The sequence below is a fragment of the Ekhidna lutea genome (assembly GCF_900188325.1).
Taxonomy (GTDB): domain Bacteria; phylum Bacteroidota; class Bacteroidia; order Cytophagales; family Cyclobacteriaceae; genus Ekhidna; species Ekhidna lutea.
The window spans coordinates 101,140-114,976 of the sequence record NZ_FZPD01000007.1 but is presented as its reverse complement, the minus strand read 5'-3'; the positions used below and the strand labels follow the sequence as shown (position 1 = coordinate 114,976).

The following is a 13,837-nucleotide window of genomic DNA, read 5'->3' as shown; positions in this document are numbered from 1 at the left end:
AGTAATCTATCATTTGAGAATTAAGGAAACAATACCTTAAGTAATCCTTTTCCGCCTGCATAATCAATAGCAGAGCTATATACATAATGCTCGGGCTCGTATACAATTCCTGCTTTTACTGGGTTTTGATGTATATAATCGATTTTCTGATCGAGAAAATCATTTGATATAATCTCCTTTGCCTCATTGCCTTCCCTCCAAACCTGGTAGTTCCTCGTGTCGTCGAAATTCACATGATATTTCAATCGATGTATAATCCAGTCTTTTCTACTTTCAGGTTCATCATTAATGGCAGCCGAAATTTTCTTTGAAGTGAATTTTTTAAAATCTCTTAGAAAATCGGACAAATGATGGCCTTCTCTTGCTCTGGCAATAAGGTGTAAATGATTCGTCATTATTACCCATGCAAAGATGTCTAGCCCTTTGTTTTCTTGGCAGTACTTCAACGAATCTACGATAATGCTCTTATAGATATGTCTCGTAAAAATATCAACCCAATCGACAATTGTAAGAGTAAGAAAATAGGTGCCGTCTTCATGAATTGGATTTTTAATTCCCATGAAATGGAATTTAGTAAAAACGAGTTATAAACTCTTTACCATAGACTTTCGGATTGTAAATCCGAAAGAGCATTGTAAATCCGAAAGAGCATTGTAAATCCGAAAGAGCATTGAGAGCTAGTTATAATGTAACAAGCATAAACCCTTGCAAACCTCAGAGTCAAGTTAGTTTAATCAAATACACCGTTTTACAGTAGAAACTTCTGCAACGCTCCCCAAAGTTTGGCCTTCTCATTTTTATCAGCAGCAAGCATGGATAAAGGTTTAGAGCATAAGAACTCACTTCCTTTATATGGGATAGGAGTGTAGAAAGCTTTTGCTTTATCTATAAATACCAAAGCCTTTTTGAACTTCACAGTCTGATCAAAGCCATTGCTAAAAATCTTGTGTTGATCGGCAGGCACTTTACATGCGGCTATAATTTTGTGTAGTAAGTCTATCTCTTTTTCATCTGAGCTGCTGTGAAATACAGCAATTGGGAGTTCTTCCGGTTCTTCGACATCTGTTATTGGAATCTCAGGAGATTCCTGTTCCGGCTCTTCTTTTTGCTTTGCTTCGATTTCACTGGCCACATTGGATGGTTGTTCTACCTCAGTCTTTGGTTCTGCTTTTTCTTCAGCAATAGGTTCAGGTTTTGGTTCCGCTACCTCGTCTGACTCCTGTACTTCCGCTACTTTCTCTTCCTTAGATAATGCTGGTGCTTCTTGAGCTACTAATTCATCTTCCGGTAATCGGTATATCTCTTCGTTTATAAGTAGGTGCAGGTGTTCCTTTTCCATGAATTAATCTTCCATATCAAATATAGACCTTAGTTCTTTTGCCTCACTTGGCTTCATCCGTTTTCCAAGCACAAGTCTAAGTTGTCTTCTTCTCAACGCTCCTTCGTAAAGCTCCTTTTCAAAATCAGTTTCTGGTTCCAACTGGGGGATGTCAATCGGCTTGCCAGACTGATCAACAGCTACAAAGGTGAAGAAGGCTCTGTTCGTATGCACTTTTTTATCGGCAGGGATGTCTTCGGCTACTACTTCCAGGTAAACCTCCATAGAAGAGCTAAATGCCCGGGTGACGAATGCTGAAATTGTAACTGTATTGCCTTTCCTGATCGGTTCCGAGAAGGAAATGTTATCCACGGATGCAGTTACCACAATACGATTGGAATGTTTTTGTGCTGCGATGGCAGCAGCGATATCCATCCAATGCATGAGTCTACCTCCCATGAGGTTGTCCAGGCCGTTGGTGTCGTTTGGAAGGACCAACTCGGTCATGGTCACATATGAATCCTTGCAGTTTTTTATTTTTTTCATATTTAATTTTTTTGTCAAAATCAAGTTATTTGCCCCCTCCATTGGAGGGCCAGCCACGCTCACCTTGCAAAGGTACGAAGCTGAAATGGTCGAACTGCTTCTTTTTTATTTTGTTTTCGTCCACTTTCTGGATCAAAACCATAGATTGTATGTCATTGTTGCCGACAGGAATCACTAGCCTGCCACCTATTTTCAGTTGCTGGATGAGTTCCTCAGGTACAGTAGGTGCACCCGCAGTCACAATAATGCCATCATAGGGAGCAAATCGAGGCATACCTTTCGAGCCATCGCCCTGATACATGTGAGGCTGATAACCGAGCTTGGGAAGAAATCGTATGGCTTTTTGATAGAGTTTCTTTTGGTATTCAATGGTATAAACTTTCGCTCCCATCTCCACTAAAACACACGCCTGATATCCGGACCCGGTTCCGATCTCAAGAATCTTATCTCCGGGCTTCACCTGAAGCATTTGCGATTGAAAAGCTACCGTGTAGGGCTGGCTGATGGTTTGTCCGGCATCAATGGGGAACGCTTTGTCCTCATATGCATGTTGATCGAAGATTTTATCAAAAAAATAATGACGTGGAATTTTATTGATAGCGTTCAAAACACCTTTATCCTTGATGCCTTTTTTTGCAATTTCTAAAACTAATTGCTTACGTAATCCCTTATGCTTGTAGGTATCTTCCAATTCACTTACTTTGAAGCTTAAATTTAATCAGCGTGTTTACAGGAATAATTGAAACAGTAGGGAAAGTACAGGAAATCTCAAAAAATGGGACAAATGTAGATTTTGAAATTGCTTCAGAAATTTCTGGCGAATTGAAGATTGATCAAAGTGTATCTCACAATGGGGTCTGTCTCACCGTAACGAAAGTTGGAGATGGGAAGCATTGGGTGACCGCAATTGACGAAACGCTTAAAATCTCCAATATCGGTGCGTTAGCAAAAGGTGATGAAATTAATCTGGAACGGTGCATGAAAGCAGATGGTCGCTTTGACGGGCACATTGTGCAGGGGCACGTAGATACGACAGCTGAAGTGAAGTCGATCAAAGATGAGAATGGGAGTTGGTTGATTACATTTGAGTTGGATCAAAAGGGATTGGTAGTAGAAAAAGGAAGCATTTGTATTAACGGTACTAGCCTTACTTGTTTTAACGTTGATGAAAAAACCTTTTCTGTAGCAATAATTCCATATACTTTTGAATACACCAACTTCAAGAAGTTAGAAGTTGGAAGTACAGTAAATATTGAATTTGATATAATCGGGAAGTATATTAACCTAATCGTAAATAAAAAATAATGGCACTCAATTGCATGGTGGTAGATGATGACAAGATGTCTCGTCTCGTTATCAAGAAATTTATTGACAAAACTGACTCACTTGTTCTGACACATGATCTGGACAATACAAAGGAAGCTCATGACATTCTTCTGGGTGAAAGTGCTAACGATGTAGATATCGTTTTTCTCGATATTGAGATGCCAGGTATGAGTGGGTTGGAGCTCGTCAAAGACTTGCAGCATGCATACAATGTCATTTTGGTTACCTCCAAAAAAGAGTATGCAATAGAGGCTTTTGAAGACTCAGTGGCTGATTACCTGGTGAAACCGGTTGAGTATGAGCGGTTCATGAAAGCCGTAAACAAGGTGAAAGAAAACCTTGAGAAGGCAAAGGCCATTGCAGAGCAGGAAGATCATATCTATGTGAAAAGTGATGGTAAGCTTTTTAGACTCAGCTACAATAATATTCTATTCGTTGAGGCACTGGCCGATTATGTTATCTTCAACACGGCATCAGGTAAAAAGCACATTGTTCACCACACGATGAAGGGAATTGAAAAGCGATTGCCGGAAAGTATCTTTAGCAGGGTACACAGAAGCTACATTATCAATCGTGACAAGATTGAAAAAATTGAGGACCTTCAGGTGTTCATTGGTGAGAAAACCTTTTCCATTGGAGCATCCTACAAAGAGTCTTTGATGGATAAATTCAATTTACTTTAGGTTTTAGATCCAGTTTAAACCTTTATTTAAGTATTTGATCGTTTCTTTTTGAAGGTCATTTGTGGGTTGATGATCGTATTCCCAGTTGGCTTCTGGCGGCATGCTCATTAGAATAGATTCCGTTCTTCCGTTTGTGTCTAACCCAAACTTGGTGCCTTTATCGTGGACCAGATTGAACTCGACATAGCGCCCCCTGCGTATTTTCTGCCAGTTTTTATCTTCTTTATTCCATTTCTTATTTCGTAAATCTCTTACTGCATCTGTATATGCCGGAATAAACGTTTCGCCTATATCTTGAACGAAATGCCATTGATCTGATTTACTCCGACCGTCATTGTCATTCAGTCTGTCAAAGAAAATCCCACCAATACCTCGTGTTTCGTTTCGGTGCTTTACAAAGAAGTAATCATCAGCCCACTCTTTGAATTTGGGATAAAATTCTGAGTTATGTTTATCGCACGTATTTTTCATGTAATAATGGAAGGCCTTTGCTTTTTCGGGTATTACATAATGGGGAGTAAGGTCTATCCCTCCGCCAAACCACCAAACGCCATTGCTCATTTCAAAATAACGCACGTTCATATGAATAATGGGTACCCATGGGTTTTGTGGATGTAATACAATGGATACGCCAGTGGCAAAAAATTCTGATTCAGGAAGGTTTAATGCATTCAGTATCTTAATAGGAGTAGGCCCTGACACAGCAGAAAAATTCACTCCCCCTTTTTCAATAAGGTCACCGTCCTTAATGACTCTCGACCTTCCTCCGCCACCCTCCGCACGCCTCCATTTGTCTTCAACGAAATTTGAAATTCCGTCAAGATTTTCAAGAGAAGAGCAGATTGAATCCTGCAACCCTTTAAACCATTCTGCAATTTCTTCTTTAGTTACTTCTACCATTAAAATGGATACCCTATCCCGATATTAATTTCTGAATTTCTGTCGAAGTTGGAAAATATTTCATTTCCAACGAAGCGCTCTCCTCGTTTTTGACCCGGATCAAAGAGCTTTAAACCTAAATCTACTCTAAAGATTAAAAATTGGAGATCGAACCTGAGTCCTACACCTGCCCCAACCGCAATTTCATCCACAAAGTTTTCGAACTTAAAAAGACCATCATCTCCCTCCGGGTCTTTATCTGCATTTACCAGAGACTGCCGTACCTGCCAGATATTTCCTGCATCAATAAAAACGGCTCCTTCAAGAAAGCCAACCAGGTCTTGTCTTAACTCTATACTAGATTCAATTAATAGCTCCCCTCGCTGTTCATTGTTATCATTTATCTCCTCGAGCGGATTACCGTCGGCATCTTCAAATGAACCGTAAGCACCCGGCCCTAATCGCCTCGGTTTCCATGCCCGAATGCTACTGCTTCCACCAGCAAAAAAGTACTTTTCATACGGTAGGGATCGATTAGCTCCATATGGATATGCAAGTCCAATATTTAACCGTGCTGCCAGGTTGGTGTTTCGCGTGAGTCGCTCAATTTTTCTTAAATCAATTTGTGCTTTCGCATACTTATATGTTTCCAGACTGTCGCCCAAAAATGATTCACCAAATATATTATTGAGGTTTCCGCCCATCTCGGCATTTAGACGCATATATCCGCCATCACGGCCGTGCGCATAGTCTCCAAAACTTATATCCATTTGAAATGCAGTGCTGCTTACCACCGATGAATTAAAGGCCAATGCATATGGATTATTTTCATCAAATGTGGCTAGAAATTCATCAAAATCATCGGTAGTGGTTGCATCTGTAAGGCTTAGCTGAAAAGGTGTGAGAATGTACTTGACCTGATCCTTTACCTGCCAGCTATACGCCCATGTGCCCTGATAAATTATCCTTCTGTATTCACTTACCCGATCTTCAAATGAAAAACCAAAGGAGATTCTTGTTTTGGGATTGAATCGTCCAATTTTATTTTTATAGTATGAGCCCAATGGAAATAAAAACTGAGGAAATGTAATGGCTGCCTCACCTCCAAATTGACGGGAGGTGTAGTTTCCATCAAATTCAGCGTTTTCCCGAACCGACTGCAGGTCTTCGAGTTTTGCATTTGCATCGAAACTTAAAATTTCGAGAGTTCTGAAAGTATTTCTATTTTTCAGATTTACATTAACAAACGGTCCGGGCCTTCCTTGAGCTCTTGAAAGTCCAAATTCACTTGATGTTTGAAACTTATCAAATGGGGAAGTGAAAATATTGGCTACAAAATAATTTCCCGTGGTATCGTAATTGATGTTGATAAACTTGAAGTTGTCCAGATAGGAAAGCTGACGCTGGGTTTCTAAGGTGAGGTCTCTGCTATATGGATCATCCTGTTCAAGCGGAATACGCCATTCCAGGACTTTTTTTGAATATCGATTTTTCGCAAAGCTGAAGGTGATGTCACGATAGCTCTCATTCGTTCGGCTGTATGTTTCTCTAATGCTTGCATCAGTAATAAACACAACGGAATCCAGGTAGTAAATTTTATGCTCACTTTGTTGCGGTGGATTTTTTATTAGCTCCCTGACAATCAGGCTATCCTGACCAAGCTGAGTAGAATCAATTTGAAACTGAATGTATTGTTTAGAGAATTCATAGTAGCCATTGTTGACTGCCAGGTCATAAATAAAATCACGCTCCTCACTTAATGTACTCTGGTCATAAAACCCTTTTTTTAGAGGTGATTCTTTAATGCTTTCAAAAATCAAAGCTCTAAGAACAGTATCTTCTATATGGTACTGGATTGAGTCTATATAATACCTGTTGTTAAGGTCTACGTGATAATCAACATTGACGTAACGATGCTTAGCTCCAAACCATCTGCTGAACCAATTTCGGACATTTCTACCAAAACGCCCTGTAAAATTCAGGCTGTCATAATTGGCCGTATCTATTTGAATTTTAGCATCAAAATAACCCTTTGAGTTCAAGTATTGATCAATTTTTTCAACTGTTAATTTTGAGCTCGTGTGATTATAGATTGCTGGTTCTTCCCCCCAACGCATCAATTGATTCCCTTGCTTGATGGTTTTGTTCTTCTTATCTATTTTTTTGGCCTTCTTGTTGCGAAGTTTTTGCCTCTTTTTATCAGTACTTGCATGCTGGATTTTATGGTCAAATTTTGTGATTAACGAATCTTTTTCTGCCTTTTCAACGTCTGGATCAAAATACCACAACCCGACCCATTCATAGTCTTTGAGACGTTCTATTTTTTGCTCTTTTCTGAATTTTTTCCATCGAAACCTACCTTCAAGACGATTTGCTTTTTTCTTATTTCCATCATCATTGGCGTCTTGAATTTTTTGTTCAAATCGTCTTATGAGGCTAGATAGACGCTCCTCACGTTTGTTTACTTTTTTATCAAATCGTTCCTTAACCCTTTCAATCTTATTATTTCTTCTGGCTATTTTCTTCTCAAGGGTGTGCTTTAATTCAATCTTGCGAGTCGAGTCTGCTTTTTCAATCCGTTTTGCAAAAATTTCTTTTAGATCATTTTTTCTTAATTCTAACCGCTCAACATCTCTCTTATATCCAATCCCGTCTTCACCGAGCTTATAAAAATGAGCAATATGAACAAATGGATACCCGAAAAGCATTCTACTGTTAGTAGATTGCTCATAGAGCCCCTTAGCGCCATCCCGTAACGAACCAGAGAGTCCCTCTATCTTTTGCTTTGCTAGAATTTGTTGATCATCTTTCAAAAACTTAGAGCCAAGGCATGAGGTGAGGAATATCCCTGCGAATAATGATATTTGGCTTAGTTTAAAAAATTGCTTCAATTCAAATGCTCTCTAGGAAGGATCAGAAATTTATAAAATCGCTCAAAGTTAAGAAGTACCGCACTCGCGAAAAATGCTTTTTGGTGGAAGGAGCAAAAAATGTGCAGGAGTTGATTAATTCTGACTACAAAATCGAGTTTTTGGTTGGCTCAGAGTCATTTATATCTCAAAACTTAAAGTCAGGTAGTCATCGTAACGAAATTGTAAAGCCTGATTTATTAGAGCAGTTGGGCACTTTTAAGACAAATGAGGATGCCATAGCTGTTGCGAGAATGAAAGAGTGGAATGGACATCAAATCAATTTTGATGATCATATTTTTTTATTAGATGGAGTAGGGGATCCAGGAAATGTAGGCACGATCATCAGAACGCTGGATTGGTTTGGCTTTGATCAGGTAGTGTGCTCTGAGGGCTGTGCAGAGTTTTATCATCCCAAAGTGATCAATAGTACAATGGGCTCATTTACTCGTATGAAGGTCTTTAATGTAGATATAAGCGAGTTTTATTCGCAAAATAATTTACCTGTTTTCGCAGCAGATATGAGTGGAAAATCAATAAAAGATTTTAAGCCGGAGCATCCTGTTGTCATTGTATTGGGAAGTGAGTCTCATGGAGTTGGGGATACAACCAGAAAAAATATTTCTGACTATCTCAGCATTCCAAAGTTTGGTAATGCGGAATCACTGAATGTAGGGATAGCAACCGGAATACTCGCAGCTCATTTCCGCATGTCGTAAAACTTCCGCATGAGCGATTGAGTGGAGGAATCATGCTTTCCTTCAGTTTGCTCTTTAATTTCTCTTAAAATAGGTTTGGATAGCTGTTTGCCCAGTTCAACCCCCCATTGATCAAAACTGAAAATATTCCAGATTACTCCCTGAACAAATACTTTGTGTTCATAGAAGGCAATCAGTTTTCCTAAGTTGAAAGGGTTCAGTTCTTTAAATAATATGCTTGTAGATGGTCTATTTCCTTCAAATACCTTCGAGCTGATAACGAGTTCATCTGCCTGATTGCCAATTTCAGAAATCACTTGTTCCCGAGTCTTTCCGGTTAGAAGTGCTTCTGATTGCGCAAAGAAATTTGCTAGTAGTTTTTCGTGATGGTCTTGGTGATTATGAGCTGGTTTTGAAACGGCAATGAATTCACAAGGGATAACCTTTGTGCCCTGATGAATAAGTTGATAAAAAGCATGTTGGCCATTTGTGCCGGGCTCTCCCCAAATGATTGGACCGGTTTGATAGTTTGCTTTCTTACCTGATCGATCGATGTATTTTCCATTGCTTTCCATATCCACCTGTTGTAGGTATGATGGCAGGTACCTTAATCGATGATCATAGGGTAAAATAGCTAGCGAATCGTATTCAAGGAAGTTGTTGTACCAAACCCCAATCAGTGCGGATAGGGTAGGAAGGTTTTTGCTTGGCTCGGTTGTGTGGAAATGATCGTCCATTTCCTTAGCGCCATCAAGTAGCTCTTCAAATTGCTTAAAACCAACCGCACATGCTATGGAAAGCCCAATTGCCGACCATAATGAATAACGTCCGCCGACCCAGTCCCAAAATTCAAACATGTTTTCGCTTGAGATTCCAAAATCGTTCACTGCTGATTCATTCGTGCTTACAGCAACAAAATGTTTGCTTATGGTCTGCTCATTTCCTCCTTTTGTCAAAAACCACTCGCGCGCAGAGAAAGCATTCGTTAATGTCTCCTGAGTGGTAAAAGTTTTTGATGCAATGATGAATAGTGTGGTTTCAGGATTTAGATCATCGAGTATTTCTACCTGCTGTGCTGCATCTACATTGGAAATGAAGTGTGGAGTAATATCTTTCCAAAAAGGCCTTAATGCATAGGAAACCATTTTTGGTCCCAGATCTGACCCTCCTATTCCAATGTTAACTACATCTGTGATTTTCTTGCCAGAAAACCCTCTCCACTCTCCATTATGGAGCTTTTCTGTGAATACTTTTGTTTTTTCAAGTTCTTTCCTTACTTCAGGCTTAGACCTTTCTCGTAGAGCAATATGGTGAACCGCTCGATCTTCGGTTTCATTAATTTGTTCGCCATTAAACATGCTTTTAGTTGCATCGTTAACCTGGCATTCTTCAGCGAGGTGGATCAGGTTTTTAAGAACCTCATCCGAAACCATATTTTTAGAAAAATCGAAATGGAAGTCACCAAAGTCGAAGGTGTATTTTTTTATTCTTTCAGAATTTATTGAATCCTGAATATTGAATTTTTGAGTTGACAACTCAAGAAGTCTTGCCCATGACTTGGTGGTCGTAGGGTCAATTTTTGGCAGCATGATATTAGAATTTTAGAAAAACCCTGGAAGAATATCCTCCCTTACAAAGAGATAATACGAATAGGCGACAAAACCAATTAAGTAAACCATTCCTTCTGCTCTATCCAGCTTGTATTTGTTTAAAGTGAACATGAATAGGAAGAGCATCAATGTTCCTACCATCACAATATATAGGTCGGTATTCAGGGTAGGGGTGAAAATTAAAGGGGAATGCACAATGGAAGTGGCTCCCAAGACAAGTAGAAGGTTGAAAATATTTGAGCCAACAATATTGCCGACAGCCAAATCTGATTTTTTGTGGAAGGCAGCTACTGCAGAAGTTGCCAACTCTGGTAGAGAAGTACCTGCTGCTAAAATGGTAAGGCCGATCATTTTATCACTTACATCATAAAACTTCGCAATGGTTACTGCATTTTCTACGATCAAATTACCTCCAAAGACAAGCCCAACAATACCCAGCGCAATCATTATGGTTGTTTTTAAGCTACCATATATTTCAATATCCTCTACTTCAGCTTCTGGATTTCTGTTTAGATTCATGAAGATATAAATCAAAAACAGGCAGAACATCACAAGAAGTATAATGCCGTCTTTTGTGTCAAGAGAATTTTTCTCTGCTCCAAAAAACATTGCGTCATTAACTAGTATGAAAAAAATGAATGTAGCTAGAAGCGAGTATGGTACTTCTTTCCAAAGCGCATTTCTTTCTACAGTAAGGGGATAAATGATTGCGGCTATACCGAGAATGAGAAAGATGTTGAAAATATTTGATCCTATAATATTACCAAATACAACCTCGTTTGCTCCTGTTGCACTATCCTGAACTGATCCTGATATGATATTTACTACTAATTCGGGAGCGGAAGTACCCATGGCTACAACTGTAAGACCTATGGCTATGTCAGAGACATTGAATCGCTTTGCTAAAGAAGAAGCCCCGTTAACGAGATAATCTGCCCCTTTTATCAGTAGGACAAACCCTACAATTACAAGGAAAAAATTTAGTGCTACGCTACTCAATTGTCTTTTCGGTTAGATTGGTGACTCACTATTTTGAAAGACTGAATTTTAAATAATCTCTCTAATCTTCGCAAATTAACACTTTTGGTTTATTTAATCCAATTATTTGAGATTTGATCACAAATTCAAGTCATTCAATAAGTTATGAACTTTAGATTTTAATTTTTTCTCGGCGCTAAAATAATCCCTTCCTTCAAGTTTGCCCTTAACCGAAAAATAGAATTTGATTTTTGGTTCAGTTCCGGAAGGCCTGATACTTACTTTAGTTCCGTCATCGGAAAGGTATTGAAGGACATTCGATTTTGGAAGGTCTACATATTCTTTTTTTCCATCTTCGTCGATTTTTTTGCTAACTGAATAGTCTATGACATAGGTAACTCTGGATCCAGCGAGCTCTTTTGGTGGGTTTGATCTGAAATCGCTCATCATACGTTGGATTTCTTCGGCACCTTGTAACCCTTTTTTTGTGATGGATTTTAGTTCCTCGTAATAGAAACCATATTTGTCATAGATGTTTGTCAGAAGTTCGAAAACACTTAAACCTTGTCCTTTAGCCCAGGCAGTCAACTCAGCAATTATCACACTGCTTGCAACAGCATCCTTATCTCTCACTGCCTCCCCAATCATATAACCATAGCTTTCTTCTCCTCCTCCAATAAATACTTCTTTACCTTCTCGTTCGCGTATCATGTCTGCAATCCACTTAAATCCGGTAAGTGTATCATAGCATTTTGTATTGAAGCTGTTTGCAATATCTCTGATCAGTTCAGTTGTTACAATGGTTTTTCCAATGTACTCATTACCCTTTAATCCTTTTTCATCCCATTTCTTCATCAGATAAAAAACCAGTAGAGCGCCTGTCTGGTTGCCGTTAAGTAGCTGAAACTCACCTTTGGTGTTTTTAACAGCTATTCCGACTCTGTCAGCATCCGGGTCTGTTGCCATTACAAGATCTGCATCTATTTTTTCAGCCTCTTTTAATGCCAGTGACATTGCCTCTTTTTCTTCCGGGTTGGGGTAAACTACCGTCGGGAAGTTTCCATCTGGGTTTTCCTGAGATTTAACGATATGTACATTTTTGAACCCGAGCTCCTTAAGTGCCTGAGGCACCATTGTGATGCCGGTACCATGAATCGATGAAAACACGATTCTAAGATCGTTATTATCAGCAATAGCTTTAGGATCCAGGGAGAGGCCCTTTATCATCTCTAGGTAAGCCATGTCTAAATCCTTGCCAAGTGATTCAATCAACTCAGGATTACTATCAAAGTTGATTTCGTCAATGGAATTGATCTTTTTTACTTCTGCTATTACATTTTTATCGTGTGGCGGAACAAGCTGACCACCATCAGACCAGTATGCTTTATATCCATTGTATTCTTTAGGATTATGAGAGGCAGTAAGGACTACACCTCCCTGACAGCCAAGGTGTCTTATTGCAAAGGAAAGCTCCGGTGTAGGACGCAGGTCTTCAAATAGAAATACTTTGATCCCATTTGCGGAAAATACAGCAGCTGTTGTTTCTGCAAAAAGCCGACTATTGTTTCTACTATCATGAGCAATTGCAACTTTGATTTCGTTGCTAAATTGACTTTTTAGGTAATTGGCAAACCCCTGTGTAGCCATACCAACTGTATATTTATTTATCCTGTTGGTTCCGATTCCCATAATACCCCTGAGGCCGCCTGTTCCAAACTCAAGGTCATGGAAAAAAGCTTCGTTTAACTCATCTTCGCTTTCTAGCAGCTGAGTAATCTTATTTTTGGACTCATCGTCCATATTGTTGGCTTTAAGCCAATTCCCTGCTTTATCTTTTGCACTCATCTTTTCAGGCATATCCTAATTTTCTTTTCACTCTTGTCAAAACTTCATTTGCAATTTCGGCAGCTTTTTCTTCACCCTTTCGCAATTCAGCTTCCAACTCGTCAAGGTTGGTCATGTAGTAGTTAAACTTTTCTCGCTCGCTAGTAAACTTCTCTAATAGCAACTCAAAAAGCTCCTGTTTTGCATGGCCATAGCCATAATTTCCACCCTCATATTTTTTTCTCATTTCTGAAGTCTGCTCTTTTGACGCCACCAATTGGTAAATGGCAAAAACGTGACATGTGTCAGGATTTTTGGGCTCCTCCAGAGGTGTGCTATCAGTGACTATTTGCATTACATTCTTGCGAAGCTTCTTTTCAGGTAGAAACACATCAATGATATTTCCATAGCTCTTGCTCATTTTCTGACCATCTGTTCCCGGGATAGTCATGACCTGATCATCAATAAGTGCTTCAGGCAGTGTAAACGTTTCACCGAACTGGTGGTTAAATGATGAAGCCATGTCTCTCGTCATCTCCAAATGTTGCTTTTGATCCTTTCCGACAGGAACGAAATTGGCATCATAAAGGAGAATATCAGATGCCATAAGTACAGGATAGTCAAATAGACCTGCGTTTACATCAGCTAGTCGATTAGACTTATCTTTAAACGAGTGAGCATTGGCTAGCATGGGGAAAGGGGTAAAACAATTCAGGTACCATGTGAGCTCACAGCAAGCCGGAACACGAGATTGCCGGTAAAAAGTATTAGCAGATGTATCAAATCCACAAGCCAACCATGCCGCTGCTACTGCGTTAGTATTTTCTATTCGTAGATTTGCATCTTTGATGGTAGTGAGAGAGTGTAAATCTGCGATAAAAAAGAAAGACTCATTGTCTTTGTTTTTTGACAGCTCTATAGCAGGTATGATGGCCCCCAGAAGGTTGCCTAAATGTGGTTTACCTGAGCTTTGGATGCCTGTAAGAATTCGTGCCATTTAATAAAATTTGTGCAAACCTAAATAATTTGAGGTCTTTGCGTGTTGAGTAAGAAAGAAGGAAAACGA

13 protein-coding genes are annotated in these 13,837 nt (G+C 39.4%); 3 read left to right on the top strand and 10 right to left on the bottom strand.

From position 1 onward, the window contains the following. Positions 1-20: 20 nt before the first annotated feature. The 4 genes from CHB71_RS18100 to CHB71_RS18085 all read right to left on the bottom strand — a co-directional run bounded on the left by CHB71_RS18100 (position 21) and on the right by CHB71_RS18085 (position 2,555). Positions 21-560, bottom strand: coding sequence for an REP-associated tyrosine transposase (locus tag CHB71_RS18100; RefSeq protein WP_089358372.1), 540 nt, complete (start codon positions 558-560; stop codon positions 21-23). Positions 561-748: 188 nt separating this feature from the next. Then, positions 749-1,339 carry a hypothetical protein gene (locus CHB71_RS18095; protein ID WP_089358371.1) on the bottom strand — a complete coding sequence of 197 codons (591 nt, stop codon included), beginning with the start codon at positions 1,337-1,339 and terminating at the stop codon, positions 749-751. A gap of 3 nt (positions 1,340-1,342) precedes the next feature. Beyond that, on the bottom strand, positions 1,343-1,864 hold the full coding sequence (locus CHB71_RS18090) for an acyl-CoA thioesterase (protein ID WP_089358397.1): 522 nt from the start codon (positions 1,862-1,864) through the stop codon (positions 1,343-1,345). A gap of 25 nt (positions 1,865-1,889) precedes the next feature. Beyond that, on the bottom strand, positions 1,890-2,555 hold the full coding sequence (locus tag CHB71_RS18085; protein WP_089358370.1) for a protein-L-isoaspartate(D-aspartate) O-methyltransferase: 666 nt from the start codon (positions 2,553-2,555) through the stop codon (positions 1,890-1,892). Between the two features lie 32 nt (positions 2,556-2,587). On the opposite strand from CHB71_RS18085, the gene CHB71_RS18080 reads away from it, so the two are divergent. Both CHB71_RS18080 and CHB71_RS18075 read left to right on the top strand, forming a co-directional pair. Beyond that, positions 2,588-3,169, top strand: coding sequence for a riboflavin synthase (locus CHB71_RS18080; RefSeq protein WP_089358369.1), 582 nt, complete (start codon positions 2,588-2,590; stop codon positions 3,167-3,169). Further along, a complete protein-coding gene (locus CHB71_RS18075) occupies positions 3,169-3,873 on the top strand; it encodes a LytR/AlgR family response regulator transcription factor (protein WP_089358368.1) in 705 nt (234 codons plus the stop codon). The genes CHB71_RS18080 and CHB71_RS18075 overlap by 1 nt, the downstream gene beginning before the upstream one ends. Before the next feature lie 3 nt (positions 3,874-3,876). On the opposite strand, the gene hemF is transcribed toward CHB71_RS18075, so the two are convergent. After that, the gene (hemF, locus tag CHB71_RS18070; RefSeq protein WP_089358367.1) at positions 3,877-4,773 is read right to left on the bottom strand and encodes an oxygen-dependent coproporphyrinogen oxidase; all 897 of its coding nucleotides are present in this window, start codon (positions 4,771-4,773) and stop codon (positions 3,877-3,879) included. Continuing rightward, positions 4,773-7,643 (bottom strand): translocation and assembly module lipoprotein TamL, encoded by a 2,871-nt coding sequence (gene tamL / locus CHB71_RS18065; RefSeq protein WP_089358366.1) that lies wholly within the window; start codon positions 7,641-7,643, stop codon positions 4,773-4,775. The genes hemF and tamL overlap by 1 nt, the downstream gene beginning before the upstream one ends. Positions 7,644-7,648: 5 nt before the next feature. Between tamL and CHB71_RS18060 the strand changes: the two genes are divergently transcribed. Then, a complete protein-coding gene (locus CHB71_RS18060) occupies positions 7,649-8,380 on the top strand; it encodes a TrmH family RNA methyltransferase (protein WP_089358365.1) in 732 nt (243 codons plus the stop codon). Here CHB71_RS18060 and pgi read toward each other — a convergent pair. From pgi to trpS, 4 genes are all read right to left on the bottom strand, one after another. Beyond that, entirely contained in the window at positions 8,362-9,948 is a 1,587-nt protein-coding gene (pgi, locus tag CHB71_RS18055) for a glucose-6-phosphate isomerase (RefSeq protein ID WP_089358364.1), read from the bottom strand. The two genes, CHB71_RS18060 and pgi, sit on opposite strands and share 19 nt — an antisense overlap. Before the next feature lie 12 nt (positions 9,949-9,960). Continuing rightward, entirely contained in the window at positions 9,961-10,968 is a 1,008-nt protein-coding gene (locus CHB71_RS18050; RefSeq protein WP_089358363.1) for a calcium/sodium antiporter, read from the bottom strand. A gap of 117 nt (positions 10,969-11,085) precedes the next feature. Next, a complete protein-coding gene (locus CHB71_RS18045) occupies positions 11,086-12,804 on the bottom strand; it encodes a phospho-sugar mutase (protein ID WP_245811365.1) in 1,719 nt (572 codons plus the stop codon). Continuing rightward, complete coding sequence (gene trpS / locus CHB71_RS18040) at positions 12,797-13,768, bottom strand: tryptophan--tRNA ligase (RefSeq protein ID WP_089358362.1); 972 nt, start codon at positions 13,766-13,768, stop codon at positions 12,797-12,799. The genes CHB71_RS18045 and trpS overlap by 8 nt, the downstream gene beginning before the upstream one ends. Between the last annotated feature and the right edge of the window lie 69 nt (positions 13,769-13,837).

Bases quoted from the DNA above. Each gene is read 5' to 3' on its own strand.
- CHB71_RS18075 (WP_089358368.1), top strand. From the start codon at position 3,169: ATGGCACTCAATTGCATGGTGGTAGATGATGACAAGATGTCTCGTCTC.
- pgi (WP_089358364.1), bottom strand. From the start codon at position 9,948: ATGCTGCCAAAAATTGACCCTACGACCACCAAGTCATGGGCAAGACTT.
- CHB71_RS18060 (WP_089358365.1), top strand. From the start codon at position 7,649: ATGCTCTCTAGGAAGGATCAGAAATTTATAAAATCGCTCAAAGTTAAG.
- hemF (WP_089358367.1), bottom strand. From the start codon at position 4,773: ATGGTAGAAGTAACTAAAGAAGAAATTGCAGAATGGTTTAAAGGGTTG.
- CHB71_RS18090 (WP_089358397.1), bottom strand. From the start codon at position 1,864: ATGAAAAAAATAAAAAACTGCAAGGATTCATATGTGACCATGACCGAG.
- CHB71_RS18100 (WP_089358372.1), bottom strand. From the start codon at position 560: ATGGGAATTAAAAATCCAATTCATGAAGACGGCACCTATTTTCTTACT.
- CHB71_RS18095 (WP_089358371.1), bottom strand. From the start codon at position 1,339: ATGGAAAAGGAACACCTGCACCTACTTATAAACGAAGAGATATACCGA.
- CHB71_RS18045 (WP_245811365.1), bottom strand. From the start codon at position 12,804: ATGCCTGAAAAGATGAGTGCAAAAGATAAAGCAGGGAATTGGCTTAAA.
- trpS (WP_089358362.1), bottom strand. From the start codon at position 13,768: ATGGCACGAATTCTTACAGGCATCCAAAGCTCAGGTAAACCACATTTA.